The sequence below is a fragment of the Rathayibacter sp. VKM Ac-2926 genome (assembly GCF_022815565.1).
GTDB classification, from domain to species: domain Bacteria; phylum Actinomycetota; class Actinomycetes; order Actinomycetales; family Microbacteriaceae; genus Rathayibacter; species Rathayibacter festucae.
The window spans coordinates 45,167-70,725 of the sequence record NZ_JALGRS010000012.1 but is presented as its reverse complement, the minus strand read 5'-3'; the positions used below and the strand labels follow the sequence as shown (position 1 = coordinate 70,725).

Here is a 25,559-nt window from a genome sequence, read left to right as displayed (position 1 = left end):
CGACTGCCAGGATGAGCGGGCCCGCACTGCCGCGGGCGATCGATTCACCGGGGGAACCACATGATCCTGTCCACTCGAGGCCGCCTCGCGGCCGTCGTCCTCGCCACCACCCTGACCTGCGGCGCCGTCGCCGGTCCCGCGCTCGCAGCTCCGCCGGCGCTGCACGCCGAGACCGCCGCCGCGGCCGTCGCGACCGGCGATCGGCTCGCCGTCGGAGCGACGCTGAAGGCCGGTGAGGAGCTCCGGTCGAACCTCGGCAGCCAGGGCGTCTTCCGCTTCGTGATGCAGACCGACGGCAACGTGGTCGTCTACGACCCGAACGGTGGGGCGTTCTGGGTCAGTGGCACCTCGGGTGCCGGCAACTCGCTCACGCTGCAGCGCGACGGAAACATCGTGATCTACTCCGCGCAGGGCGCGGCGCTGTGGGCCAGCGGCAGCAACGGCCGCGGGGAGCCGTCGTTCCTCGCGATCCAGGCCGACGGCAACCTCGTCTCCTACTCCGCCACGGCGGCACCGCTCTGGGCGAGCCGCGGCGAGAGCATCCTCGTCGACGGTCGTCAGCTCGACCGCGGTCAGGCGCTCGCCTCCGCCGACGGCCGCTACCGCGCCGTCTACCAGAACGACGGCAACCTCGTCGTCATCGGGCAGAGCGGAGTCCGCTGGAGCGCCGGCACGAGCGGCGGCACGCGACTCGCCCTCGAGGCGGGCGACCTCGTCAGCTATCAGGGCGGAGCGGCGGTGTGGTTCACCGGCACGTCCGGCTTCAACGGTGCCCAGCTGGTGCTCCAGAACGACGGCAATCTGGTGCTCTACTCGAGCTCGTTCCGCGCTCTCTGGTCGAGCGACGGCGGAAGCCCGGCGTACCGCGACTCGCTGGTGCCCGGCGCGCAGCTCTCCGTCGGCCAGTTCCTCCGCTCGCGAGGCGGGGACGTCCGCACGGTGCTGCAGAGCGACGGCAACGTCGTCGTGTACTACGGCAGTCCCTCCGGCGACGTCGCCCTGTGGAGCACGGGGACCTCCGGCGCGGGCAACCGCTTCGTGATGCAGAACGACGGCAACGCGGTCGTCTACAGCGCCTCGGGCCGAGCGCTGTGGTCCTCCGGGACCGGCGGCAATCCGGGATCGGTGCTGACGATGCAGAACGACGGCAATCTCGTGGTGCGCAGCGCCGACGGCCGGGCGCTCTGGGACTGGCAGCCGAACGGGTACGTAGGCATCTCCGGCGCCTGATCCGAGAGGCGTTCGCACGGAGACGGCCGGGGCGCTCCGCAGCAGCGGAGACCTCGGCCGTTCCCCTGCGCAGGGGAGATGTCCGCGTGTTGCGCCGTCGGTCGCCCCGGGTCGGGTGCGTGCGTAGCGTCGGGGGATGCCCGAGACGCTCGACATCGTCCACCTGCGCACGCTCGTGGCGATCGCCGACTGCGGTGGGTTCGGCCGGGCGGCCGTCGCCCTCCACATCAGCCAGCCGACGGTCTCGCAGCACGTCCGCACGCTCGAGCGGCGGCTCGAGCGCACCTTCATCGAGAAGGTCGGGCGCCGGGCCCGCTTCACGCCGGCCGGCGAGCGCCTCCTGGTGCAGGCCCGCCGGATCCTGGCCGTGCACGACGACGCGCTGGAGCTGCTCGACGCGGCGAGCGAGAACCCGCTCGCCCTCGGCCTGACCGAGCCGGCCGCGGAGCAGCTGCTGCCGCGCCTCCTCGAGACGCTGCACCGCGCCTTCGACGACCGGCCTCTCACCTTCACACTCGACCGCTCCACCCACCTGGCGGAGGCGGTGGCCCGCGGCGTCGTCGATCTCGCCGTCATCCTCGGCGTGGGCGGCGACCTGCCGGGCCGCCAGGTCGCGACGCTGCCGCTCGACTGGTACTCGGCACCCGGCTGGCAGCCGCCGGAGGACGCGCCGATCCCGCTCGTCGCCTACTCCGAGCCGTGCGGGATGCGCCAGCGCGCGCTGCAGCAGCTCGGCGCCTTCGGCCACGAGGTGCGGGTGGTCGCCGAGTCGGCGGGGCTGGAGGGAGTGATCGCGGCGGCCCGCGCCGGTGTCGGAGTCGCGGTGCTGCCGACCGCGCACCGCGGCGCGGTCGCCGAGGGACTCGTCGAGCGGCACGACCTGCCGGCGCTCGGCTCGGTCAACCTGCGCCTCGTCTCGCGGCGCGGCCTCGCACCGGACGTCGAGGACACGGCGCTCGCCGCGCTCGCGGAGGTCTTCGGCACCGTGCGGGCGCGGCCGGTCGCGGTGCCCGCGGGCGCGCGAGTGTGATGTCCGTCGCCGGCCGCCGACGCGGGTGTGACGAAGAGTTACCAACGATCGGGATCGCCGATCGGAACGCATCCGGAATCGTCGTTGGACGCCCGGAGCACCCCGCCCGTAGCGTCGGAGCCATGACCTTCCCGCCCGCCCTCACCGCCGCCGCGCCGCTCGGCGCGACCGGTGCAGCGAGCCGCGGGAGCGTCGGCACTCGAATGTCCTCGGACGGGAACCCCTTCGCGCCGGTGCGCGGATGTTCCTGTCCGGTCTCCCGCTGACGCCTCCGCGTCGCCCGACTCCTCCGCCCGACGGCCTGGCCCTCGCCGCCTGTCCCGGCATGTGCGCGCCGCCGCCCGCCGCGCGTCCCTCTCTCCGCGCCCTCCCGCGCTCCTCCGGCGTGCCCGCGCGCCTCCGGTGCGCCTCCGCACCGTCTCGAAAGGACCTCCCATGACCGTCGAGTTCATCTCCGCGATCAACGTCAACCACTCCAACGAGGTCAACGGCCTGGCCGACCCGGCCGTCGACGTCGCCTACCTGCGCCGCTACTCCCGGATCCTCGAGGACGGCGGCTTCGACTACACGCTGGTGCCCTACGGCTCGGCCGGGCACGACCCGTTCACCATCGCCGCCGCGGTCACCCAGTACACCGAGCACCTGAAGCCGATCGTCGCGCTGCGGCCCAACACGGTCTACCCGACCGTCGCGGCGAAGGCGCTCGCCACTCTCGACCAGCTCTCGGGCGGCCGGGCCGTCGTGCACTTCATCGCCGGCGGGAACGACCACGAGCAGGCCCGCGAAGGCGACCGGCTGAGCAAGGCCGAGCGCTACGCCCGGCAGGAGGAGTACCTCCGCATCCTCCGGAAGGTCTGGTCGGCGACCGAGCCGTTCGACCACGAGGGGGAGTACTACCGCTTCGAGGACTTCGTCTCGCGGGTGCGGCCGGTGCGCGGCACCATCCCGATCTCGGTCGGCGGCTCGAGCGACGAGGCCTACCGCCAGGGCGGCGCACTCGCGGACGTCTTCGGGCTCTGGGGCGAGCCGCTGGCCGACACCCAGCAGCAGATCGACCGGATCGCGGACGCGGCGCTCGCCGCCGGCCGCGCCGACACCCCGCGCACCTGGGTCACCTTCCGGCCGATCATCGCGCCGACCGAGGAGCTCGCCTGGGAGAAGGCGCACCGGATCCTCGGCATCCTGCAGAGCCGCGGCGGCACGACGAACCCGCGGAAGGGCGAGAAGGGACTCTGGGTGCAGACGCCGAGCGCCACCGGCCCGGCGAACGTCGGCTCGCAGCGCCTCCTCGACATCGCGCGGCGGAAGGACCTGCACGACCGGGCGCTCTGGACGCCGACCGCGACCGCCACCGGGGCGGCCGGCGCCTCCACCGCGCTCGTCGGCACGCCGGAGACGGTCGCCGCGGCGATCCTCGACTACGTCGACCTCGGCGCCGACCTGATCTCGATCCGCGGCTACGACAACCTGAACGACGCGGTCGACTACGGCCGGTACGTCATCCCGCTGGTCCGCGAGGAGCTCGCGCACCGCGAGGCGACCGGGCGCCGCGGCGAGGTCGTCGCGCAGCCGCCGCTCGAGGTCGAGCTGGCCGGGGCGATCGCGTGACGCTGCTCACGGGAGCGCCCGCCACGGTGCTCCGCGAGCCGGTCCCGCCCGCGCCCGACCTCTCCGACCCCGCGCTGGCGCGGGTCACCGCCCGCCTCGCCGAGACCGCCGAGCACTACGACCGCACCGCCGAGTTCCCCTGGCAGGGGATCCAGGCCGTGCACGAGGCGGGACTGCTCTCCCTCGGCGTCGGCACCCGCTACGGCGGCACGCCCGCCACCACCGTCGACCTCGTCCGCGTCTTCGGCGCGCTCGGCGAGGGCGACCCGGCGGTCGCGCTGATCTCGGCGATGACCGTGCTGCAGCACGCCGCGCAGGACCGCGCCGCGCTCTGGCCGGAGGAGCTCTACCGCTCGGTGCTCGCCGACTCCGCCGAGCGCCCTGTGCTGCTGAACGCGGTGCGCGCCGAGCCCGAGTGGGGCGCTCCGGCCCGGGGCGGCCTGCCCGTCACGACGATCCGCCGCGACGGCGACGGGTGGCTGCTCGAGGGCCGCAAGGGCTTCGCCACCGGCTCGGAGGGGCTGGCGTACCACCTGGTCTGGGCGGTCGATCACGGCGGGGCGTCGGGCGAGCCCGAGCTCGCGCACGCGATCGTGCCCGGCGACGCCCCCGGGGTCCGGATCGAGCGGACCTGGGACCACCTGGGCCAGCGGGCCTCGAGCACGCACGACGTGGTCTACGAGCAGGTCCGCCTGCCGTTGGAGCACTTCCGCGGCACGCCCCGCTCGCAGCTCGCGCCCGAGGCCGGAGCGGCCGGCGGCTTCGGTCTCGCGGTCGCGGCACTCTACGTCGGCGTCGGACGGGCGGCGCAGAGCTTCTTCGTGCGCTTCGCGAACGACCGGGTGCCCACCTCGCTCGGCCGGCCGATCGCCACGACGGAGCGGATCCGCTCGGTCGCCGGCGAGATCCAGGCGCAGCTGGTGCAGGCCGAGGAGGTGCTGCTCTCGCTGGCCGCGCGAGTGGACGCGGGCGATCCGCGCGCCGCCGAGCGCCTCGTGGTCGGCAAGCTGCTCGCCACCCGCTCGGCCGTCACCGCGGTCGAGACGGCCGTCGCCGCGCTCGGCAACCCCGGGCTCACCCGGCACCACCCGCTCGAGCGGCACCTCCGCGACGTCCTCGCCTCCCGGGTGCACCCGCCGCAGGACGACGCCGCCCTCCTGATCGCCGGCACGCGCTCGCTCGCGGCCGCCGCGCTCTGACAGCCCGCACTCCGACACCCCGCACTCCGACACCCCGCACTCCGACTTCTCTGCACGGGAGACCACCGCCATGACGTTCCACCGCTCACGCCCCCTCCGACGATCGGGCACCGCCGCCGCGCTCGCCCTCGCCTCCGCGCTGGCCCTCTCCGCCTGCTCGGGCGCCTCGGGCGCGGGCGCCGTCTCCGACGACGCGACCCCCGTCGACGGCGGCCGGCTCTCGCTCGCCTTCTTCCCCGACAACGCCGCGTTCTCCTGCGTCGACCCGTTCCAGACCTACTGGATCGAGCACCGCACGGTGATCCGCAACGTCGCCGACTCGCTCACCGACCAGGATCCGGAGACCGGCGAGATCCAGCCCTGGCTCGCGACCGACTGGAGTGTCAACGACGCGGGCACCGAGTACACCTTCGACCTGCGCACCGACGTCACCTTCTCGGACGGCACGACCTTGACCGCGGAGAGCGTGAAGACCTCGTTCGACAACGACAAGGCGACCCTCGCGCAGCTGCCCTCGGCCTACGGAGGCGTCTACCTCGCCGGCTACTCGGGCACGGAGGTCGTGGACGCCGACACCGTGAAGGTCGTCTTCTCCACGCCCAACGCCGCGTTCCTGCAGGGCACCTCGACCACCAACCTGGCGATCCTCGCCGCCTCCTCCTACGAGAAGACGCCCGAGGAGCGCTGCCTCGGCGGGATCGTCGGCTCCGGCCCGTTCACGCTGACCGGCTACACCCCCGGCACCGGCATCACGCTGGACAAGCGCGACGGGTACGCCTGGGGCTCGGCCCTGCGCGAGAACACGGGGGAGGCGCACCTCGACGGGATCGACATCAGCTACGTTGCGGAGGACAGCGTCCGCGTCGGGCAGCTGACCAGCGACGAGATCGACATCGCCTGGCCGCGGAACCCGATCTCGGAGAACGACCAGGCCGTGATCACGGGCTCCGGCGACACGGTCGAGAGCCGCTCGCTGCCGGGCCCCGCGAGCAACTACTACCCGAACGTCGCCGAGGGGAAGATCCTCTCGGACGAGAGGGTGCGGCAGGCCGTGCAGAAGGCGATCGACCGCGACACCTACGCGACGACGGTCTTCGGCTCCGGCTACCCGGCCGCGACCAGCATCTACAACACGACGACTCCGTTCTACGAAGACGAGTCGTCGAAGCTCGCCTTCGACGCCGAGGGCGCGGGCGAGCTGCTGGACGAGGCGGGCTGGAAGCTCGGCGACGACGGCTACCGCTCGAAGGACGGGCGGCGGCTCACGCTCTCGGTGCCGATCGTCACCCAGTTCGGTGCCGGCGATCAGCTGATCCAGGACCAGCTGAAGCAGGTCGGCATCGAGCTCGAGCTGAACGTGATCACCAACGCCCAGCGCGCCGACGTGCTGAACAGCGGCGACTACGACCTGATCTCGACCTACTACACGCGGGCCGACCCGGGAGTGATCCAGTGGATCATCGACTCCCGCTACGCCGGCTCGAAGGCGCAGGCGACGAACGGCCTCGACGCCGAGCAGGCCGCGACCGTGCAGGCCCTGCTCGACGAGGGCGTGCAGACGGTCGACACCGCGGCGCGCGCCGAGGTCTACGGCGAGCTGCAGGACTACCTGATCGACAACGCATTGGTCTTCCCCTTCGCCGAGCGGGTCCAGCTGGCGGGCGTCTCATCGGCGGTGCACGGCTTCCGCTTCACCTCGGAGGCGTTCGGCGACTTCGCCGACGCCTGGATCCAGCCGTGACCGCGCTCGGCTCGGCCCCCGTGGCCGCGGCACCGGGGGCAGCACCGGGGAGGCCGGGCACCCGCTCGGCCCCCTCGGGCCTCGGCCGCTACCTCCTCGGCCGGCTCGGTCAGGCGGTGCTGGTGCTCTGGGCCGCCTACACGGTGACCTTCGCGGTGCTCTGGCTGCTGCCGAGCGACCCGCTGGCGCTCCTGCTGTCGGCCAACAACGTCGAGGTGGACTCGCTCACCCCGCAGCAGCTCGCGGAGGCTCGGGCCCGCTACGGGCTGGATCAGCCGGTCTGGCAGCAGTACGCGACGATGCTCGGCGACGCACTGCGGGGCGACTTCGGCACCTCGATCACCAAGGGGATCCCGGTCACCGACCTGATCGCGGAGAAGCTGCCCGGCACCCTGCAGCTCAGCGCCCTGGCGATCGGCCTCGCGCTGATCGGCGGCACCGTGCTCGCCTACCTCGCGGCGTACGTCCGCTGGGCGCCGCTGAAGACGGTGCTCGGCCGGCTGCCCTCCGCGGGTGTGGCGTTCCCCGGCTTCTGGATCGGCCTGCTGCTCATCCAGTTCTTCGCCTTCTCGCTGCACCTGCTGCCCTCCACCGGCAGCGCGACCCCGGCGAGCCTGATCCTGCCGGCGGTGACCATGGCAATCCCCACCTCCGCGATGCTCGCCCAGGTGCTGATCCGCAGCTTCGCGGACGTCGAGGCGGAGGCCTACATCACCACGGCCCGCGCCAAGGGCCTCTCCCGCGGCGCGGTGCAGTGGCGGCACGCCTTCCGCAACGCCTCGCTGCCGACGCTGACGATCCTCGGCATCCTGGCCGGCAACACCGTCACGGGAGCGATCGTCGCCGAGACGATCTTCGCCCGGCAGGGCATCGGCACGCTCGCCCAGGAGTCGGTGCTCACCCAGGACGTGCCGGTCGTCCAGGCGATCGTCGTGCTGGCGGCCGTCGTGTTCGTCGGCATCAACCTCCTGGTCGACCTGCTCTACCCCCTCCTCGATCCGCGCATCACCTCGACACCGAAGGCGAGCCGACCATGACTCTCGAACTCACCCGGCCCGAGGCGCTCGTCGTCCCCGAGCCGCTCACCCGCGCGGCGCACGGCCGGGGCGCCCGCCGCGTGCGGGTCCTCCGCCTGCTGCTGCGCCGCCCGGGCTTCGTCCTGGCGCTGGTCTTCGTGCTGTTCGTCCTGGCCTCGGCGATCGCTCCGGCGCTGTTCACCGGCGTCGACCCGACGGCGACCGCGCCGGCCGACAAGCTGCAGGCGCCGAGCCTCGTGCACCTCTTCGGCACCGACGAGCTGGGCCGCGACCTGTTCGCGCGGGTCCTGCACGGCGGGGCGCTGACGGTGCAGGCGACGGTGATCGCCCTCGCGATCGCCCTGGTCGGCGGGCTGACACTCGGCGTGGTCTCCGGCTCCGCGGGCGGCGCGGTGGACGCGGTGATCATGCGGATCGTCGACGTGCTGCTCGCGATCCCCGGGCTGCTGCTCGCCCTGGCGATCGTGACGGCGATCGGCTTCGGCACGCTGCCGGTGGCGCTCGCCGTGGGCATCGGCATCCTGCCCGGCTTCGCGCGCACCACCCGCGCCGAGGTGCTCCGCGTGCGCACACTGCCCTACGTCGAGGCCGCGCGCACCGGAGGGGCCAGCCGGCTGCGTGTGCTCGTGCGGCACGTGCTGCCCAACTCCTGGGGGCCGGTCGCCGTGCTGGCCGTGCTCGATCTCGGCACCGCGATCATCGCGATCGCCGCGCTGAGCTTCCTCGGCTTCGGCGCGGCCCCGCCCGCGGCGGAGTGGGGGACGCTGATCTCCAGCGGCCGCAACTACCTCGTCACCAGCCCGTGGCTGTCGCTGCTGCCGGGGCTCTTCGTCGGGCTGCTGGTCTTCGCGCTCAACCACGTGGCCAAGAGCCTCGAGGAGGTGCAGCGATGAGCGCCGGGGTGGTCCCCTCCGCAGGGCCCGCCGCGTCCGGCCCGCTCGTGCGGCTCGACCGCCTCAGCGTCGCCTACGGCGAGCGCACGGTCGTGCACGAGGTCTCGCTCGAGATCGCGGCCGGCGAGATCGTCGCCGTGGTCGGCGAGTCCGGCTCGGGCAAGTCGACGACCGCGAACGCCGTGCTCGGCCTGCTGCCCTCCGGCGGCCGGATCACCGGCGGCTCGATCGCAATCGCCGGCGAGGACGTGACCCGTGCGGCCGAGAAGCGGCTCCGGCATCTGCGCGGCCGGTTCGTCGGCCTCGTGCCGCAGGACCCGATGGTCGGGCTCAACCCGACGCTGCGCATCGGCGCCCAGGTGGCGGAAGCGGTGCGCCTGCGCGGCGTCGACCGCCGCTCCGTCGACGCCGAGGTGCTCGAGGCGCTGCGGCAGTCGGGCATCGACGATCCGGAGCTGCGCGCCCGGCAGTACCCGCACGAGCTGTCCGGCGGGCTGCGCCAGCGGGCGCTGATCGCGATCGCGCTGGCCGGGCGCCCGCGGCTGATCATCGCCGACGAGCCGACCTCGGCCCTGGACGTCACCGTGCAGAAGCGCCTGCTCGATCACCTGCAGTCGCTGGTCCGCGAGCAGGGCATCGCGCTGCTGATCATCACCCACGACCTCGCCGTCGCCGCCGACCGGGCCGACCGCGTCCTCGTGCTGCGCGAGGGCCGGGTGGTGGAGCAGGGCCCGCCCGCGCAGATCCTGGTCGCGCCGCGCGAGGAGTACACCCGCGAGCTGCTCGCGGCGGCGCCGGGACTCGGCGGCGAGCTCGTGCCGCGCTTCGAGCACGTCGAGCCGGCTCCGGAGATCGTGCGGGTCGAGAGCGTGGTGAAGGACTTCGCGCTGCCGGGCCGCCGCCCGCCGTTCCGGGCGCTCGACGACGTCTCGTTCTCGATCCGCGCGGGGCAGACCCTCGCGCTGGTGGGGGAGTCGGGCTCGGGCAAGACGACCGCGCTGCGGATCGCCCTCGGTCTCGAGCGGGCGTCGAGCGGCCGGGTGCTCGTGGAGGGGGAGGACCTCACCGCGGCGAGCGACCGGCAGTGGCGGCCGCTGCGCCGGCGGATCCAGCTCGTGCAGCAGAACCCCTTCGCCGCGCTCGACCCGCGCTTCACGGTGCTGGAGTCGGTCGTCGAGCCGCTGGTCTCGTTCCGGATCGGCGACCGCGCCTCGCGGCTGGAGCGGGCTCGCGAGCTGCTCGACCGGGTCGGGCTGCCCGGCTCCTTCCTCTCCCGGCTGCCGGCCGAGCTGTCCGGCGGTCAGCGCCAGCGGGTCGCGATCGCCCGCGCGCTCGCCCTCGGGCCGGATCTCGTGCTCCTCGACGAGCCGGTCTCCGCGCTGGACGTGTCCGTGCAGGCGCAGATCCTCGAGCTCCTGGTCGAGCTGCAGCGCGACCTCGGCGTCGCCTACCTCTTCGTCTCGCACGACCTGGCCGTCGTCGCCGAGGTCTCGCACGAGGTCGTCGTCCTCGACCGCGGGCGGGTGCAGGAGGCGGGGACCACCGCCCGCGTCTTCGGCTCGCCCGCCGCGGAGTACACCCGCACCCTGCTCGCGGCGATCCCCGGCCGAGCGGCGGTGCGCCCGTGAGCGGCCGCTTCCTCGTGATCGGCGGCGGGGCCGTCGGCTCGGTCCTCGCCGCGCAGCTGCACCTGGCAGGGCAGCCGGTCCTGCTCGTGGCGCGCGGGGAGCACCTGCGGCTCCTCCGCGAGAACGGGCTGCGGGTGCGCCGGCCCGCGGGCGACGAGATCGTCCGGCTGCCCGTCGCCGCCGGCCCCGCGGAGGCGGCGCCCGCGCGCGGCGACGTCCTCGTGCTCGCGGTGAAGGCGCAGGACGCGGAGGCGGCGCTCGCCGAGTGGGCCTGGACGCCGCTCGCCCGGGCCGGGGCCGGGGCCGAGCTGCCGGTGCTGACCCTGCAGAACGGACTCGCCACGGAGGACAGCGCGCTGCGCCGCTTCGCCGCGGTCTACGGGGTGTCGATCGGCATCGCCGCCAGCTTCCTGGTGCCCGGCGAGGTCGTCTCGCCCTCCTTCCCGACCGTGGGCGTGCTCCGGATCGGCCGGCACCCCGACGCCGCCGATCCGCGCGCGGAGGAGTACGCCGCGATCCTCCGCGACGCCGGTTTCGCCGCCCGCGCCGTGCCCGACATCGGCGCCTGGAAGGCCCGCAAGCTGCTCGCCAACGCGGCGAACGGCCTCGACCTGTTCGAGGGCCCGGCCGAGCAGCGCGCCGCCGCGCGCGTCCTGCTCGTCGCGGAGGCGCGCGCCGCCCTCGCCGCCAACGGCCTCGCGGTCGCTCCCGACGACGGCACGCGCCTCGCCGTCGATCCCGTGCCCGGCCACACCGCCGGCCGGCTGTCGACCTGGCAGAGCGCCGCCCGCGGCACGAGCAGCGAGATCGACCACCTCACCGGCGAGATCGTGCTGCTCGCGCGGCGTGCCGGCGTGCCCGCCCCCGTCAACGAGCGCCTGCAGCTCCTGCTCGGCCTGCACGGCCGCGCCGCGGCCGCCGCGCCGCTCCCGCTCGCGGACCTGCTCGCCCCCGTCCCCGTGCTCGTCGAGTAGCCCCGTCCTCATGCTGGTCGAGCAGCCCCACCAGGCCAGCCTCATGTTGGTCGAGTGGCCCCGCAGGGGCGTATCGAGACCCACCCCCTTCGAACACTCACCCGCCGGTACGCCCGCCCTACCAAGGAGCCCCCCATGACCCTCACCCACCCGCCCACCACCGCCCCCGCCGCCCGCGCCTTCGACGAGCCCGAGGGCATCGCCCCGCGCGGCATCCTCGTCGTCCTCGGCGGCCGCGGCGAGACTCCCGCCGTCTACGAGCGCTTCGGCAGCCGCATCGCCCGCGACGCCTACCGTGTCCGCGCCTTCGGCGACGCCACGGCCCCCGGCGTCCGCGACGCCGCGCTCGCCCTCCTCCGCGACCCCGCGACCATCGCCCCGCTCGTCCTCGTCGGCTCCGACGCCGGCGCGGCCGTCGCCCTCGAGCTCGCCGCGACGGAGCCGGTCGACGCCGTCGTCCTCGCCGGACTGCCCGTGCGCGCCGAGAGCGGCGGGGGGATCGGCGAGCGGACCGCCTGTCCGAACCACGCCGGCGTCCTCGAGCGCGAGACCGACTCCGCCGCGCGCGACGCCGCACTGCCGCCCGAGCTGCTCACCGTCGCCGCCAGTGCCGTCACCGTTCCGCTGCTCGCGCTGCACGGCGCGGCCGACGCGATCAGCCCGCTCGCGGAGGCGGTCGCCGTCTACCGCACCGCCCCGCGGGCCGAGATCCACGTCCTCGCCGACGGCCGCCACGACGCGCTGAACGACGCGACGCACCGCTCGGCCGCGGCGACGGTGGTCCTCTTCCTCGAGCGGGTGAAGGCGTCGGCCGCCGCCGCGCCGATCATCGAGCGGATCGCGGAGTGAGCGCGCTCGGCCCCGCCGTCGACCCCACCCCTGTCGAGATCACCGCCGACGTCCCCACCGCCGACCGCTCCGGCTGGTCCCCCGGCGGCACCCCACTCGGCGTCGTGCGCGCCCGCTCGGTCGACGACGTCCGCGCCGCGCTCCGGCACGCCTCCGCCCACGGCATCCCCGTCGTCACCCGCGGCGCCGCCAGCGGACTCGCCGGCGGCGCCAGCGCGGGGGAGGGCGTCCTCGTCCTCGACGTCTCGGGCCTCGACCGCATCCTCGAGATCGACCCCGTCGACGGCGTCGCCCGCGTCGAGCCGGGCGTCATCACCGCCGATCTCGACCGCGCCGCCGCCGTGCACGGCCTCCTCTACGCTCCGGACCCCGGCAGCGTCGAGATCGCGACGATCGGCGGCACCATCGCCACCAACGCCGGCGGCCTGCGCGGCGCGAAGTACGGAGTCACCCGCGACGCCGTCCTCGCGCTCGACGTCGTCCTGGCCGACGGCTCGCTCGTCCACCTCGGCCGCGACACCGTGAAAGGCGTCGTCGGCCTCGACCTCACCGCGCTCGTCGTCGGCTCCGAGGGCAGCCTCGGCGTGGTCGTCGGCGCGACCCTCCGCCTGCTGCCCCGGCCGCGGGCGACCGCGACCGCCGCCGCCTTCTTCGCCGACGTGGCCGCGGGCGCCGAGGCCGCCGTCGCCCTCGCCCGTGCGGGTCTGCGCCCGAGCGTGCTCGAGCTGGTCGACGACCGCACGCTCGAGGCCATCGACGCCCTGCGCGGCTCGACCCTGGCCGGCCGCGGCGGCGCCTTCCTCCTGGTGCAGACCGACGGCTTCGGCGCCGCCGAGGAGATCGCCGAGGTGCGCGCGGTGCTCGCCGCGACCGCGCTCAGCGTCGAGACCACCCTCGACCCGGCCGAGGGTCTCGCCCTCGCGAGCGCCCGCCGCGACGCCCTGCCCGCGATCGAGGCCCGCGGTCGCGTGCTGATCGAGGACATCGCCGTGCCCCGCTCCCGCCTCGCCGAGGCGATCCGCCGCGTGCACGCCATCGCCGCGGACACCGGCGCCGACGTCTACGTCTTCGCCCACGCCGGCGACGGCAATCTGCACCCGATCATCCGCCTGCGCGACGACTCCGAGCGGTCCCGCAGCCAGGCCGACGCCGCGGCCGAGGCCATCTTCGCGCTCGCCCTCGACCTCGGCGGCACCGTCAGCGGCGAGCACGGCGTCGGCGCCCTCAAGCGCGACTGGGCCCGCCGCGAGCTCGGCCCCGACGTCGTCGCCCTGCAGCGCGCGGTGCAGCGGGTCTTCGATCCGCAGGGCATCCTGAATCCCGGTACCGCGCTGTGAGCGCACCCCTCGAGAGGACCGACATGACCACCACCCTCCGCTCCGACGTGCTCGTCACCCCCGACGAGCTGGCGGCGGCACTCGCCTCACCCGAGCCGCCGCTCGTCCTCGACGTGCGCTGGCGTCTCGACCGCCCCGACGGCCGCCCCGCGTACCTCGAGGGCCACGTCCCCGGCGCCGTGTACGTCGACCTCGACCACGAGCTCGCCGCGCACGGCGCCCCCGAGGACGGCCGCCACCCCCTGCCTCCGATCGAGGCGCTGCAGAGGTCGGCGCGCCGCTGGGGCCTGCGCCAGGGTCAGGCCGTCGTCGTCTACGACGACCTGAAGAACCTCTCCTCCGCGCGGGCCTGGTGGCTGCTGCGCGCCGCCGGAGTCGCCGACGTGCGCCTCCTCGACGGCTCGCTCCGCGCCTGGACCGCCTCGGGCCGTGCGCTCGAGACGGGCCCCGTGGAGCCTGAGGGCGGCGACGTCGAGCTGGCCTACGGTGCCCTGCCGGTCCTCGACATCGACGAGGCCGCCGCGCTGCCGTCCTCCGGCGTCCTCCTCGACGCCCGCGCCCCCGAGCGCTACCGCGGCGACGTCGAGCCGATCGACCCCCGAGCCGGCCACATCCCCGGTGCTCTGAACGCCCCCGCGACGGGCAACGTCGACGCCGACGGCCGCTTCCTCGACGCCGCCGCCCTGCGCACCCGCTTCGAGTCCCTCGGCGTCCGCCCCGACGCCCCCGTCGGCGTCTACTGCGGCTCCGGAGTCACGGCCGCCGCCGACGCCGTCGCCCTCACCCTCGCCGGCTTCGCCCCGTCCCTCTACCCCGGCTCCTGGTCCCAGTGGTCGAACACCCCCGCCCGCCCCGTCGCCACCGGCCCGGACGCCTAACCCCCTTCCCGCTGGCCGAGCAGCGCGCAGCGCACCCCATGCTGGTCGAGTAGCGCGCAGCGCGTATCGAGACCCGCCCGCGACCAGACCATCAGCCGAGAGCCCCGCTCACCACTCATCACTCCGCAGAAGTCGTCGTACCGGGCACTCGAGTACGACAACTTCTGCCGACTCGCGGCCGCAGCCGCGGTCTGCGCCGCCGACTCCTCAAGAGTTACGGTAGTCGCGCCCGGCTACCGCAACTTCTGCGTACTCGCCGGCGCCGCGTGCGCCTGCGTCGAGTCGGCTCCGCAGGAGTTGTCGGAGCGGGCGCTCGGGTACGACGACTTCTGCGCACTCGCGGCCGCGAGCGCGGTCAGCGCCGCCGACTCCTCAAGAGTTGCGGTAGTCGCGCCCGGCTACCGCGACTTCTGCGCACTCGCCGGCGCCGCGTCCCCCGCGTCGAGCCCGCTCCGCCGCCGACTCCTCCGAAGTTGCGGTAGTCGCGGTCGGCTACCGCAACTTTTGAGGAGTGGGCCGGCCGACCCGGGCGTCAGCCCAGGCGGGAGTGCTCGCCGAGGTGGTGCCACGTCCGGTTGTGGTACACCAGCGGCGCCGTGGCGTCGGAGTCGTCGGGGACGTGCGCCTCGAGGGCGTGCACGGCGACGATGGTCGACGAGCCGGCCTCCATGCGGTTGATGACGGTGCCGCGGATCCACGCGGAGGCGCCGGGGAAGTACGGCTCGCCGGTGGGCAGCCTCGACCAGATCGAGGTGTCGGCGAAGCGGTCGATGCCGCTGGTCGAGCCGAGGCGGGCGAGGTCGAGCTGCTCGGCGCCGAGCAGGTGCACGACGAGGGTCTCCGACGCCTGGATGGCCGGCGAGCTGGACGACGCCGAGGACAGCGAGAACACGAACAGCGGCGGCTCGGCGCTCACGGAGAAGACGGACGTCGCGGTCAGCGCGACCGGTCCGGTGCCCGGGTCGGCGGTGATCAGCGCGACCCCCGCGGCGTGGTTGCGGAACGCGAGCTTGAAGTCCGCGGGCGAGAGCCCGGCGAAGGCGGCGTGCGGTCGGCCGTCGGCAGGCGCGGATCCGGCGGACGCGGCGGTGTCGGACGCGGTGGCGAGGTTCTCGCGGCTCATCGGAGACTCCAGATCGATCGGGGTGGCGGCGCGGAACGGGCCCGCCCTCGCGCCACAGCACGGCCCCTCCAGCCTGTCGCACCGGGCAGGGGCCGCTCGCCTCATTGCGGAGTATGACACTCCCGCCTCCGCCCCCCGAAGCCCGCACCGCTCGTCCGATCTGCAGGCGATGCGACGGTGAGAGCCCTCCCACCCGCGCCCGGGGGCGGCACACCCCCGGATCGCCTGCAGATCGAACACCCACCACACCCACCACCCCCACCACACCCACCACCCCCACCACCCCCACCCCCCGCGTCCGCTCCCCGCGCAACCCGTGGCACCCCCGCCCGCACGCGCGCAGACTCGACACCATGGCCCACCGCCCCCGCGAATCGAGCACCCGCCCCGAGAACAAGACCTGCGCCTCCTGCGGCCGCGAGATCGAGTGGCGCGCGAAGTGGGCGCGCGACTGGGAGAACGTCCGCTACTGCTCCGACGCCTGCCGCCGCCGCGGCGTCGGCCCGGAGGAGGCGCGCCTCGAGGAGGAGATCCGCACCGTCCTCCTCGCCCGCGCCGCGTCCGCCACCGCCTGCCCGTCCGAGGTCGCCCGCCGGGTCGGCGGAGAGGAGTGGCGGCCGCTGATGGAGCCGGTCCGCCGCGCCGCCCGTCGCCTCGTCGACCGCGGCGAGATCGACATCGTCCAGGGCGGGCAGATCGTCGATCCGTCCCGCGCGAAGGGCCCGATCCGCCTGCGCCGCCGACCCGGGGGACCGCTGTCGCCCGACGGCGGCGCCCGCTAGCCTCGCTGACATGCCCAGCAGCGACGCCGTCGTCCTCACCGTCCCCGGACCGCACGGCGACCGGGAGGTGCGCGTCTCCAGCCCGGGCCGCGTGCTGTTCCCGGAGCCGGGCATCACCAAGCGCGAGGTGGCGGAGTACCTGATCGCGGTCGGCGAGGCCTTCGTCGCCGCCAACGGCGACCGGCCGATCTCGCTGCAGCGCTTCTCCTCCGGCATCGACGGCGACCAGTTCTTCTCGAAGAACCCGCCCAAGGGCGCCCCGGAGTACGTCCGCTCCGTCCCCGTCACCTATCCGAGCGGGCGCGTGCACCCGCAGCTCGTGATCGACGAGCCCGCCGTCGCCGTCTGGGCCGCGCAGATGAACACGCTCGTCTTCCACCCGTGGGCGTCCCGTGCCGAGGACTCCGACCGGCCCGATCAGCTCCGCATCGACCTCGACCCGCAGCCGGGCACCGATGTCGCCGACGCGGTCGTCGCGGCGCACGCGCTCCGCGAGGTGCTGCGCGAGGCGGGCCTGGAGTCGTTCGTGAAGACCTCCGGCAACCGCGGGCTGCACGTGTTCGCGCCGATCGTGGCCGAGCACGAGTTCCTCGACGTGCGGCACGCGGTGATCGCCGCCGGCCGCGAGCTCGAGCGCCGGATGCCCGAGCAGGTCACGACGGCGTGGTGGAAGGAGGAGCGCGGCGAGCGGATCTTCGTCGACTTCAACCAGGCCAACCGCGACCGCACGATGGCCGGCGCCTACAGTCCGCGTCCGCTCGCGCACGCTCCGGTCTCCTGCCCGGTCGAGTGGGAGGAGCTCGACGGGATCGATCCGACCGCGTTCACGATCCGCACGGTTCCCGAGCGCCTGAGCACGACCGGCGAGCCCTGGGCGCGGATGCACGACGCCCCCGGCCGCCTGGACGCGCTGCTCGGCTGGTGGGAGCGCGACCTCTCCGCGGGCCTCGGCGAGCTGCCGTTCCCGCCCGACTTCCCGAAGATGCCGGGCGAGCCGCCCCGCGTCCAGCCCAGTCGCGCGAAGAAGCCGGCGGCGGAGTCCGCGGAGGACGCCGCCGAGTAGCGTCAGCCCAGCACGTCGCCCAGGTCGTACGCCGTGGGCTGCTCCAGCTGCGCGAAGGTGCACGAGCCGGCGTCGCGGTCCGGCCGCCAGCGCTCGAACTGCACCGTGTGCCGGAACCTCGATCCCTCCATCTGGTCGTAGCGCACCTCGAGCACCGTCTCCGGCCGCAGCCGCACGAACGAGGTGTCGCGGCTCCCGGAGAAGCGACTGCGCTCGCCGTCGCCGCGCACCGCCTCGCCGTCCGCGTCGCGCTCGACGACGTCGGCGAGCTCCTCGATCAGCTCGACCCGCCGGGCGTCGGTGAAGGCGGAGGCACCGCCCACCTGCCGCAGCGCCCCGTCGGTGTCGTACAGGCCGAGCAGCAGCGAGCCGAGCCCGGGCTTCGAGGTGTGCTCGCGGTAGCCGATCGCGATGACGTCGGCCGTCCGGTGGTGCTTGACCTTGAGCATCGTCCGCTTGCCCGGAGCGTAGGGCGCGGCGAGGGGCTTCGCGATCACGCCGTCCAGCCCCGCGCCCTCGAACCGCTCCAGCCAGTCGCGGGCGAGCGCCTCGTCGGCGGTGGTCCGGCCCAGGTGCACCGGCGCGGTCACTCCGTCCAGCAGTGCGGCGAGCGCCTCGCGCCGCGCCGAGTACGGCTCGTCGAGCAGGCTCCGGCCGCCCACGGCGAGCAGATCGAAGGCGACGAGCATCGCCGGGGTCTCGGCCGCGAGCGTCGCGACGCGGCTGGCCGCCGGGTGGATGCGCTGCGAGAGCAGCTCCCAGTCCAGCCGCTGGGCGCCGCCGGGCCCGGTCGCCAGCACGATCTCGCCGTCGAGGACGCAGCCGTCGGGCAGCAGCCGGAGGAACGCCTCGACCAGCTCGGGGAAGTAGCGCGTGAGCGGCTTGGAGCCGCGGCTGCCGATCTCGCAGACCCCGCCGGAGACAGAGACGATGGCGCGGAAGCCGTCCCACTTCGGCTCGTAGGAGTAGCCGCCGTCGACCGCGTCCTGCGCGGGCACCGCGGCGACCGCCTTGGCGAGCATCGGGGCGAGGGGGAGGGGGAACGGGAGGTCCATCCTGTGATCATCCTCGCCGCAGCAGCCCTGGCGCACCCCTCCCGCAGAGGCTCCTCCCCAGGGTCGAGCGCGTGACGAACAGATCACAAGCGCCACCTCCGGTACCTTTCGCGCCAGCGGATACGGAAGACTGCGCCTCATGAGCATGTGGGGACAGCACTCCGGAACGCGCGCCAGACCAGACCGATCGGTGCGTCCGCTCCGAAGAAGAGCTATGACCCTCGAATGTCGGAACGACGCCGGACGGAGCCGCCGCTGATGGCGCGCACCGCCGTCTCGGCCGCCCGGCAGCTGTTCTCGCGCTCGCGGCGCAGCGACTCCCCCGGGGAAGGGGAACCCCCGTACGGAGTCGAGCCCGACGTGACCGAGTACCTGCCGGCTCCGGCGCGCGACGAGGAGGCTCCCCGCCGGGACGCCCTCCTCGAGCAGCACGCCGCTCCGGCGCACGCGGATGCCGGGTACGTCTTCGACGTGCCCGCGCCCGCGATCGGCGAGTACTGCGAGCTCGACGCGGATGCTCTCGAATTCCCCCATCCGGGGGTCGCCTCCTTCGTCCCCGATCTCTCGCGCCCGGTCCGCGGCGGAGGATCGCACAGCGCGTTCCGCAGCCCGCCGCCGCCCGCCCCGGCGCCCGCCGCACCGTCGCCGATGATCGACCTCCCGCGGGACTTCGCGCCCTCGGAGGAGGTCGAGGAGCCGCACGCCCACGAGCAGCAGGCCGTGACGATCGCGCCCCCGTCCCCGCCCCCGCCCCCGTCGTCGCGCTTCGAGCCGCAGCCCGTCGACGCGCAGTTCTTCGACGCGCCTCCGGCGCCGCCCGCACCCCCGGCCCCGCCCGTCCTCGCCCCGCCCCTCGCGGAGCAGCCGGACGAGCCCACCGCGGAGGAGACCGACGAGACCGAGTGGTCCGGGACCGAGGAGCCCGCGGACCTCCAGTTCGACGGCACCCGTCTCGCCGCGCCCCGGCAGCCCGCGGCTCCGCCCGCCGACGCGCAGCCGGTCGACGCGCAGTTCTTCGAGCCGCCGACCTCCGCGCCGTCCGCGGTCCAGCCGCCGGCCCCTGTCGAGGCCGCACCGCCCGTCGCGCCGCCGCTCCCGCCGGCGCCCACCGTCGACGCCGCGCTCCTCCGCGGCTTCGCCCTCGCGCCGACCGACGTCGACGGCCCCGCCCTCGCGCCCGTCATCGGCGAGGTCTGCGAGCTCGACACCGAGCACCTCGAGTTCCCGCACCCGAACGCCGCCTCCTTCGTGCCGGTCCAGGGGCGCAGCCGCGGCGCCTTCGGGCTGCTCCTGCCCGATCCGGCCCGCCGCTCCGCGCCCGTCCAGCCCGAGCAGCACGTCCAGCCCGAGCAGCACGTCGAGCCCGAGCAGTACGACGAGCCGGAGCAGTACGACGCACCCGAGCAGTACGCGCAGGAATCCTTCGGCGGACCCGATCAGCACACCGCGCCGCAGCACCGCACCGAGGACCCCGCACAGGACCTCTTCAGCGAGCGCTTCCTCGCTCCCGCGCCGTTCCCCGGCCGCAGCGACTCCGACGGCGACACCCGCGACGACGACGACGCCGACGGCTTCCTCGCGCCGCCCGTGCCCGCCACGGCGCACCAGTGGCACGGCGCTCCCGTCTCCGCCGAGGCCGCGGACGACGAGGGCAGCCCCCGCCCCCGCCGGAAGACCGTCCTGATCGTCGCCGGCATCGGTGCCGCCGTGCTGCTCATCGGCGGCGCGCTCGTCGCCGTCCCGCTGATCACGAACGGCGGCGGAGACGGCGGCAGCGCCACCGGCCCCGTCGCGGCCGCCGCTCCCGGCACCACCGAGGCCGCCGTCGCCTGGGTCGCGGACACGATCGATCCCGCCTCGGTGCTCCTGGTGCAGGACGACCTCGTCGGCGACGTCACCGACGCCGGCTTCCCCAGCGACACCGTCGTGTCGGAGTCGACGCTCTCCGCGGCGGCACCCGATTCGGCCTGGCGCGCGGCCGACTACATCCTCGTCACGCCGAGCCTGCGGGCGAGCGCGACCGGCGAGACCGAGACGGCGCTCGACAACTCGGAGGCCGTCGCGAGCTTCGGCAGCGGCGACACCGCTGTGGAGGTGCGCCGCGTCCTCGACCAGGGCACCGATCAGGCCGCCGCCGCGGCCACCGTCCTGACCGCCGCGCGCGCCTCGGCCGGCAGCCAGCTCGCGGCCAACCCCGCGCTGACCACGACCGACGCCGCCCGCGCCCTGCTCGAGGGGGGCCGCGTCGACTCGCGGCTCCTCCTCCTGCTCGGCCAGCAGCTCGCCTTCACCCCGCTCTCGGTCGCCGACTTCCCCGTCGGCACCAGCGAGGTCGACGGCGTCCGCCACCGGATGATCCTGTCCGGCTACAACGGCGCCGCGCTCCCGGCCGACGCCGCCGCGCTGCAGAGCGCGACCACCTGGCTCGGCAGCCAGTCGGGCGACTTCGTCCCGACCTCCGTCGAGTCGACCCCCGAGGGTCTCCTCGTCACCCTCGACCTCGATGAGCCGACCGGGCTGCTCCCGGGCGCTCAGTAGCACGACCCACCCGAAGGACCCGCCATGAACCCGATCCGCCCTCTCCGTCTCGCGCGCGCCGCGCTCGCCCTCGCCGCCGTGTCCGCGCTCGCCGCTCTCGGCGCCGCGCCCGCCTCGGCGGCCGAGGCGCCGCCGGCCACCGGCTGGGTGCGGGTCGCGCACCTCTCGCCCGACACCAAGTCGGTCGACGTCACCCTGACCGCCCTCGGCGGCGGCGGGGCGAGCTTCGAGCTCGACGGCGTGGCCTACGGCGCGGTCTCGCCCTACTGGACGCTCCAGCCGGGCACCTACGTCGTCGCGATGGTCCCGTCCGGCGCCCCCGAGGGCACCGCCCCCGTCATCGAGCAGTCCGTCGACGTCTCGGCCGGCACCCCGCTGACCGTGGCCGCCCTCGGCCGCAACGCCGTGCTGCGCACCACGGTCTTCACCGACGACCTCACCCCGCCCGCCGACGGCCAGGCCCGGGTCCGCGTCGTCCAGGCCTCGACCACCGCGAGCCAGGTGGACGTCGCCACGACGACCGGCACGCTGCTCGCGACCGGCGCCGCCCAGGGCACCGCCACCGGCTACACCAGCGTCCCGGCCGGCCCGTGGAGCCTCGACCTCTCGGCCGGTGCCGTGACCGCGACGGCCGACCTCGACCTCGCGCCCGGCTCCGTCGCCTCGCTCTTCGTCCTCGACGACGCCTCGAACGGCCTCGTCGTCTCGCCCGTGCTCGACTCGGCCGCCATCGGCGACCTGCCCACGGGCGGCATCCAGACCGGAGGCGGCGCCACCGCCGTGCACGTCGCCTCCACCACCTCCGCCGCCGCGCCGCTCGTCGACGGACTCCTCGGCGTGCTCTCGGTCCTCGGCGTCTTCGCCGCGGTCGCGGGTGCCCTCGCCCTGATCGCGCGCCGCTCCTCGGTCGGCACCGGCCGAGCGAGCTGATGCGCCGCCTCGCCGGAGCGGGAGCCGCCCTCGCGGCGCTCCTGCTCCTGGCCGGCTGCGCCACCGCGGGGGAGGAGGCCGCCCCCGCGGCGACGCCCGCCTCCTCCGCCGCCCCCGCCACCACGGCGCCGGCCACCCCGTCCCCGGGTGACGCGGGCGCGCTGCAGAACCCGGTCGCCGCCGCCGCTCCCGCGCGCTCGGCGGTCACCCCGGTCCGCGTCGTGATCCCCGCGATCGGCGTCGACTCCACCCTCGAGTCGCTGACCCGCGACGACAACGGCTGGATCCAGCCGCCCGTCCAGGTCGACGAGGCCGGCTGGTACCGGGACGGCGTCGTCCCCGGCGACATCGGCCCCTCCGTCATCGCGGGTCACGTGGACTCGCGGATCGGCCCCGGCGTCTTCCTGGACCTCACGGCCCTCGTCCCCGGCGACACGGTCGACGTGATCCTGTCGGACGGCAGCACGCGCACCTTCTCCGTCACCGGCTCGGTCTCGGTGCCCAAGGAGGACTTCCCGACCGAGGACGTCTACGGCCCGAGCCCCACTCCGCAGCTGCGCCTGATCACCTGCGGGGGAGTGTTTGACGACTCCTACGGCCACTACGTCGACAACGTCGTCGTCTCGGCCGACCGCATCGCCTGACGGTCCGCCGTGACGGCGCCCCACTCGCAGGCGGCGCGCCGATTCGAGGCGTAGCGTCGAGGACCATGAGCACCTCTTGGAAGCGCTGGGTCCCCGCCGCCGCCGTCCCCCTGGTCGTCGTCGCCGCGGCCGTCACCCTGCCCCTGTCCGCGAGCGCGGCCGGGGACCTCCCGGAGAAGTCCGCCGCCGACCTCCTGACCTTCGTCGCCGAGAGCGACACCACCGCCTTCTCGGGCGAGGTCCAGCAGACCTCCGCCCTCGGGCTCCCCGACCTCTCCGCTCTCGGCAGCACCGGCTCCGGTGCGCAGGGCTCGGACGACGCCTCGGCGACGAGCGCGCTGATGGAGCTCGCGACCGGCTCTCACCAGGCCCGTGTCTTCGTCGACGCCGAGCACGGCGCGCGCCTGCAGGTCCTCGACCGCCTCGCCGAGCGCGACGTCGTCGCGACGAAGGCCGACGGCGTCTGGATCTACGACTCCGCCGAGAACTCCGCGACCCACCTGCTGCCGCCCACCGGCGACACGGCCGCTCCTCCGACCGAGGCTCCCGCCGGCGAGATCCCGACCCCGTCCTCGGTCGCCGAGCAGCTGCTCGCCTCGATCGACCCGACCACCACCGTCGCCGTCGGCTCCGATGTCCGCGTCGCCGGCCGTGACGCCTACGAGCTCGTGCTCACCCCGCGCGACAGCAGCACCCTCGTCGGCTCGGTCACCGTCTCGATCGACGGCGAGACCGGCCTGCCCCTCGGCGTGGCCGTCACTCCCGTCGGCGGCACCGCGCCCGCCTTCAGCGTCGCCTACACGAGCATCGACGTCTCGGCGCCCGACGCCGCGATGTTCTCCTTCACGCCGCCCGTCGGCGCGGAGGTCACCGAGAAGGCCGCACCGACGCACGAGCAGGACCCCTCCACCGACGCCACCGACGTCCCGGCCGCGCCCGAGGGCGACTCCGGCGTCACCACCACCGGCACCGGCTGGGGCTCGATCGTCGAGCTGCCGGCCGGCGACGCCGAGTCGCTCGCCCAGCTGGACGCCGTGACCACGGCCGTCGACGGCGGCCGGGTGCTCTCGTCCGCCCTGTTCACGGTCCTCTTCACCGACGACGGACGCGTCCTCGCGGGCGCCGTCCCGGTCGACGCGCTGACCGCCGCCGCCGGTCGGTGACGACCGGCGAGCTCGCGGTCGAGACCCGGGGCCTCACCAAGCGCTTCGGGCGCCAGGAGGCGGTGTCGGGTCTCGATCTCGCCGTCCCGCGCGGCGCCGTCTTCGGCTTCCTCGGGCCCAACGGCTCGGGGAAGACCACGACCATCCGGATGCTCCTCGCCCTGGCCGCGCCGACCGAGGGTGACATCACCGTCCTCGGCACGGCGATGCCGCGCGGCGCGGCCGAGGTGCTGCCGCGGGTCGGCGCGCTCGTCGAGGGGCCGGGCTTCTATCCGTTCCTCTCCGGCCGCGCGAACCTCCGCCGCTTCGACGCGGCCGAGGCCGGCACCTCCGCGCGCAGCCGCGACAGCCGGGCGGAGGAGGCCCTCGCCCGCGTCGGCCTCTCCGCTGCGGCCGGCAAGAAGGTGGGCTCCTACTCGCTCGGGATGAAGCAGCGCCTCGGCATCGCCGTCGCCCTGCTCTCGCCGCGCGACCTGATCGTCCTGGACGAGCCGACCAACGGGCTCGACCCGCAGGGCACCCGCGAGGTCCGCTCGCTCGTGCGCAGTCTCAACGCCGACGGCACGACGGTCCTCGTCTCCAGCCACCTGCTCGCCGAGATCGAGCAGCTCTGCACCCACGCCGCCGTGATGCGCACCGGCCGCCTCGTCGCGCAGGGTGGGCTCGACGAGCTCCGCGGCGACGCGGCCTCCCTCGAGCTGCTCACGCCCGATGTGGTCGACGCCCAGCGCGCCCTCGTCGAACTGGGACTCGCGCCGCGGCTCGTCCCCGCCGAGCACCCGATCGATCCGCCGCTGGTCGTCGCCGCGATGCCGACGACCGCCGCCCCGGAGTCCGTGGTCGCGTCCCTCGTCACCGCGGGAGTCCGCGTGCGCGGCTTCTCCGTCCGCCGCCCCTCGCTCGAGGAGCGCTTCGTCCAGCTCACCGGGGAGGGCTTCGATGTCGAGCGCTGAGACCACTGCGGCCGCCGCTGCCGCCCCCGCCCGCACCGGGCGCAGCCTCGGCATCGGCTCGCTCCTCGCCTCCGAGCTGGTCCTGCTCTTCCGCCGCCGCCGTACCTGGGCGCTGCTGGCGGCCCTCGCGGCCATCCCGATCCTGCTGGCGGTCGCCGTGCGGCTGTCCGGCGGCGACGGCGGCGGTCCCTCCTTCGTCGGCGCGATCGCCGGCAACGGCCTGTTCACCGGCTTCGCGGCGATCACGGTCGCCGTCCCGCTCTTCCTGCCGCTGACCGTCGGCGTCGTCGCGGGCGACGCGATCGCGGGGGAGGCGTCGCTCGGCACCCTGCGCTACCTGCTGGTCAGCCCGGTCGGGCGGATCCGGCTGCTCGTCGTCAAGTTCGCCGCCGCGATCGCGTTCTGCCTCGCCGCGGCGCTGACCGTGATGGTGGTCGGCATCCTGATCGGCCTGGCGCTCTTCCCGGCCGGCCCGGTGACGCTGCTCTCCGGCAGCACGGTGCCGCTCGCCGACGCGATCGGCCGCGCGCTCGCGATCGCCGTCTACGCGGCGCTCTCGCTGGTCGGCCTCGCGGCGATCGGCCTGTTCGTCTCGACGCTCACCGACGTCCCGGTCGGCGCGATGGCCGCGACCGTCGTCGTCTCGATCGCGGCGCAGATCGTCGGCTCGCTCTCGCAGCTCGACGCCCTGCACCCGTTCCTGTTCACCGACCGCTGGTTCGACTTCGCCGACCTGCTGCGCGATCCGATCGCCTGGAGCTCGTTCGGCGAGAACGCGCTCCTGCAGCTCGCCTACGTCGCCGTCTTCGGCTCGCTGGCGATCGCGCGCTTCACCACCCGCGACGTCCTGTCCTGAGCCGCCCGGAACGACGGAGGCCGCCCTCCCCGCAGCAGCGGGAGGGCG

22 protein-coding genes are annotated in these 25,559 nt (G+C 74.9%); 20 read left to right on the top strand and 2 right to left on the bottom strand.

Annotated features, from left to right (window positions below; all coding sequences use genetic code 11):
- Nucleotides 1-60 precede the first annotated feature (60 nt).
- The 12 genes from MT351_RS15920 (at nucleotide 61) to MT351_RS15865 (ending at nucleotide 14,404) form a co-directional block, all read left to right on the top strand.
- Nucleotides 61-1,230 (top strand): hypothetical protein, encoded by a 1,170-nt coding sequence (locus tag MT351_RS15920; protein WP_132436436.1) that lies wholly within the window; start codon nucleotides 61-63, stop codon nucleotides 1,228-1,230.
- Between the two features lie 136 nt (nucleotides 1,231-1,366).
- Nucleotides 1,367-2,260, top strand: coding sequence for a LysR family transcriptional regulator (locus MT351_RS15915; RefSeq protein ID WP_132436434.1), 894 nt, complete (start codon nucleotides 1,367-1,369; stop codon nucleotides 2,258-2,260).
- 435 nt (nucleotides 2,261-2,695) lie between these two features.
- On the top strand, nucleotides 2,696-3,868 hold the full coding sequence (locus MT351_RS15910; protein ID WP_243582632.1) for an LLM class flavin-dependent oxidoreductase: 1,173 nt from the start codon (nucleotides 2,696-2,698) through the stop codon (nucleotides 3,866-3,868).
- Complete coding sequence (locus tag MT351_RS15905) at nucleotides 3,865-5,067, top strand: acyl-CoA dehydrogenase family protein (RefSeq protein WP_243582631.1); 1,203 nt, start codon at nucleotides 3,865-3,867, stop codon at nucleotides 5,065-5,067. The genes MT351_RS15910 and MT351_RS15905 overlap by 4 nt, the downstream gene beginning before the upstream one ends.
- Nucleotides 5,068-5,137: 70 nt before the next feature.
- The gene (locus MT351_RS15900; RefSeq protein WP_243582630.1) at nucleotides 5,138-6,808 is read left to right on the top strand and encodes an ABC transporter substrate-binding protein; all 1,671 of its coding nucleotides are present in this window, start codon (nucleotides 5,138-5,140) and stop codon (nucleotides 6,806-6,808) included.
- A complete protein-coding gene (locus tag MT351_RS15895; protein WP_243582629.1) occupies nucleotides 6,805-7,845 on the top strand; it encodes an ABC transporter permease in 1,041 nt (346 codons plus the stop codon). The genes MT351_RS15900 and MT351_RS15895 overlap by 4 nt, the downstream gene beginning before the upstream one ends.
- Nucleotides 7,842-8,738, top strand: coding sequence for an ABC transporter permease (locus MT351_RS15890; protein WP_243582628.1), 897 nt, complete (start codon nucleotides 7,842-7,844; stop codon nucleotides 8,736-8,738). The genes MT351_RS15895 and MT351_RS15890 overlap by 4 nt, the downstream gene beginning before the upstream one ends.
- Nucleotides 8,735-10,366, top strand: coding sequence for an ABC transporter ATP-binding protein (locus MT351_RS15885; protein ID WP_243582627.1), 1,632 nt, complete (start codon nucleotides 8,735-8,737; stop codon nucleotides 10,364-10,366). Before MT351_RS15890 ends, MT351_RS15885 begins: the two co-directional genes overlap by 4 nt.
- A complete protein-coding gene (locus MT351_RS20375; protein ID WP_165909062.1) occupies nucleotides 10,363-11,340 on the top strand; it encodes a ketopantoate reductase family protein in 978 nt (325 codons plus the stop codon). Before MT351_RS15885 ends, MT351_RS20375 begins: the two co-directional genes overlap by 4 nt.
- 135 nt (nucleotides 11,341-11,475) lie before the next feature.
- Nucleotides 11,476-12,189 carry an alpha/beta hydrolase gene (locus MT351_RS15875; protein WP_132436418.1) on the top strand — a complete coding sequence of 238 codons (714 nt, stop codon included), beginning with the start codon at nucleotides 11,476-11,478 and terminating at the stop codon, nucleotides 12,187-12,189.
- The gene (locus MT351_RS20370) at nucleotides 12,186-13,526 is read left to right on the top strand and encodes an FAD-binding oxidoreductase (protein WP_243582626.1); all 1,341 of its coding nucleotides are present in this window, start codon (nucleotides 12,186-12,188) and stop codon (nucleotides 13,524-13,526) included. Before MT351_RS15875 ends, MT351_RS20370 begins: the two co-directional genes overlap by 4 nt.
- Nucleotides 13,527-13,549: 23 nt before the next feature.
- A complete protein-coding gene (locus tag MT351_RS15865) occupies nucleotides 13,550-14,404 on the top strand; it encodes a sulfurtransferase (protein ID WP_243582625.1) in 855 nt (284 codons plus the stop codon).
- Between the two features lie 532 nt (nucleotides 14,405-14,936).
- On the opposite strand, the gene MT351_RS15860 is transcribed toward MT351_RS15865, so the two are convergent.
- Complete coding sequence (locus MT351_RS15860; protein ID WP_123736014.1) at nucleotides 14,937-15,527, bottom strand: flavin reductase family protein; 591 nt, start codon at nucleotides 15,525-15,527, stop codon at nucleotides 14,937-14,939.
- Nucleotides 15,528-15,880: 353 nt separating this feature from the next.
- Here MT351_RS15860 and MT351_RS15855 point away from each other — a divergent pair, with 353 nt between their 5' ends.
- Nucleotides 15,881-16,309, top strand: a complete 429-nt coding sequence (locus tag MT351_RS15855; protein WP_123732960.1) for a DUF2256 and DUF3253 domain-containing protein — start codon at nucleotides 15,881-15,883, stop codon at nucleotides 16,307-16,309.
- A 10-nt stretch (nucleotides 16,310-16,319) separates the two neighbouring features.
- Nucleotides 16,320-17,372, top strand: a complete 1,053-nt coding sequence (gene ligD, locus MT351_RS15850) for a non-homologous end-joining DNA ligase (RefSeq protein WP_243582624.1) — start codon at nucleotides 16,320-16,322, stop codon at nucleotides 17,370-17,372.
- 2 nt (nucleotides 17,373-17,374) lie between these two features.
- Here the strand turns inward: ligD and MT351_RS15845 are convergent, their stop codons facing one another.
- Nucleotides 17,375-18,427 (bottom strand): ATP-dependent DNA ligase, encoded by a 1,053-nt coding sequence (locus tag MT351_RS15845; protein ID WP_123735926.1) that lies wholly within the window; start codon nucleotides 18,425-18,427, stop codon nucleotides 17,375-17,377.
- A 225-nt stretch (nucleotides 18,428-18,652) separates the two neighbouring features.
- On the opposite strand from MT351_RS15845, the gene MT351_RS15840 reads away from it, so the two are divergent.
- From MT351_RS15840 to MT351_RS15815, 6 genes are all read left to right on the top strand, one after another.
- On the top strand, nucleotides 18,653-20,965 hold the full coding sequence (locus MT351_RS15840; RefSeq protein WP_243582623.1) for a hypothetical protein: 2,313 nt from the start codon (nucleotides 18,653-18,655) through the stop codon (nucleotides 20,963-20,965).
- A gap of 24 nt (nucleotides 20,966-20,989) precedes the next feature.
- Entirely contained in the window at nucleotides 20,990-21,895 is a 906-nt protein-coding gene (locus tag MT351_RS15835) for a DUF4397 domain-containing protein (RefSeq protein WP_123735924.1), read from the top strand.
- The gene (locus tag MT351_RS15830; RefSeq protein WP_243582622.1) at nucleotides 21,895-22,539 is read left to right on the top strand and encodes a class F sortase; all 645 of its coding nucleotides are present in this window, start codon (nucleotides 21,895-21,897) and stop codon (nucleotides 22,537-22,539) included. Before MT351_RS15835 ends, MT351_RS15830 begins: the two co-directional genes overlap by 1 nt.
- Nucleotides 22,540-22,604: 65 nt before the next feature.
- A complete protein-coding gene (locus MT351_RS15825; RefSeq protein WP_243582621.1) occupies nucleotides 22,605-23,702 on the top strand; it encodes a hypothetical protein in 1,098 nt (365 codons plus the stop codon).
- The gene (locus MT351_RS15820) at nucleotides 23,699-24,655 is read left to right on the top strand and encodes an ABC transporter ATP-binding protein (RefSeq protein WP_123446094.1); all 957 of its coding nucleotides are present in this window, start codon (nucleotides 23,699-23,701) and stop codon (nucleotides 24,653-24,655) included. Before MT351_RS15825 ends, MT351_RS15820 begins: the two co-directional genes overlap by 4 nt.
- Entirely contained in the window at nucleotides 24,642-25,511 is an 870-nt protein-coding gene (locus tag MT351_RS15815) for an ABC transporter permease (protein WP_243582620.1), read from the top strand. Before MT351_RS15820 ends, MT351_RS15815 begins: the two co-directional genes overlap by 14 nt.
- The last annotated feature ends 48 nt before the right edge of the window (nucleotides 25,512-25,559 follow it).

Excerpts from the sequence above, each read along its gene's own strand:
- MT351_RS15920 (WP_132436436.1), top strand. The coding sequence starts at position 61 with ATGATCCTGTCCACTCGAGGCCGCCTCGCGGCCGTCGTCCTCGCCACC.
- MT351_RS15915 (WP_132436434.1), top strand. The coding sequence starts at position 1,367 with ATGCCCGAGACGCTCGACATCGTCCACCTGCGCACGCTCGTGGCGATC.
- MT351_RS15910 (WP_243582632.1), top strand. The coding sequence starts at position 2,696 with ATGACCGTCGAGTTCATCTCCGCGATCAACGTCAACCACTCCAACGAG.
- MT351_RS15900 (WP_243582630.1), top strand. The coding sequence starts at position 5,138 with ATGACGTTCCACCGCTCACGCCCCCTCCGACGATCGGGCACCGCCGCC.
- MT351_RS15890 (WP_243582628.1), top strand. The coding sequence starts at position 7,842 with ATGACTCTCGAACTCACCCGGCCCGAGGCGCTCGTCGTCCCCGAGCCG.
- MT351_RS15885 (WP_243582627.1), top strand. The coding sequence starts at position 8,735 with ATGAGCGCCGGGGTGGTCCCCTCCGCAGGGCCCGCCGCGTCCGGCCCG.
- MT351_RS15875 (WP_132436418.1), top strand. The coding sequence starts at position 11,476 with ATGACCCTCACCCACCCGCCCACCACCGCCCCCGCCGCCCGCGCCTTC.
- MT351_RS15865 (WP_243582625.1), top strand. The coding sequence starts at position 13,550 with ATGACCACCACCCTCCGCTCCGACGTGCTCGTCACCCCCGACGAGCTG.
- MT351_RS15860 (WP_123736014.1), bottom strand. The coding sequence starts at position 15,527 with ATGAGCCGCGAGAACCTCGCCACCGCGTCCGACACCGCCGCGTCCGCC.
- MT351_RS15855 (WP_123732960.1), top strand. The coding sequence starts at position 15,881 with ATGGCCCACCGCCCCCGCGAATCGAGCACCCGCCCCGAGAACAAGACC.
- ligD (WP_243582624.1), top strand. The coding sequence starts at position 16,320 with ATGCCCAGCAGCGACGCCGTCGTCCTCACCGTCCCCGGACCGCACGGC.
- MT351_RS15845 (WP_123735926.1), bottom strand. The coding sequence starts at position 18,427 with ATGGACCTCCCGTTCCCCCTCCCCCTCGCCCCGATGCTCGCCAAGGCG.
- MT351_RS15840 (WP_243582623.1), top strand. The coding sequence starts at position 18,653 with ATGTCGGAACGACGCCGGACGGAGCCGCCGCTGATGGCGCGCACCGCC.
- MT351_RS15835 (WP_123735924.1), top strand. The coding sequence starts at position 20,990 with ATGAACCCGATCCGCCCTCTCCGTCTCGCGCGCGCCGCGCTCGCCCTC.
- MT351_RS15830 (WP_243582622.1), top strand. The coding sequence starts at position 21,895 with ATGCGCCGCCTCGCCGGAGCGGGAGCCGCCCTCGCGGCGCTCCTGCTC.
- MT351_RS15825 (WP_243582621.1), top strand. The coding sequence starts at position 22,605 with ATGAGCACCTCTTGGAAGCGCTGGGTCCCCGCCGCCGCCGTCCCCCTG.
- MT351_RS15815 (WP_243582620.1), top strand. The coding sequence starts at position 24,642 with ATGTCGAGCGCTGAGACCACTGCGGCCGCCGCTGCCGCCCCCGCCCGC.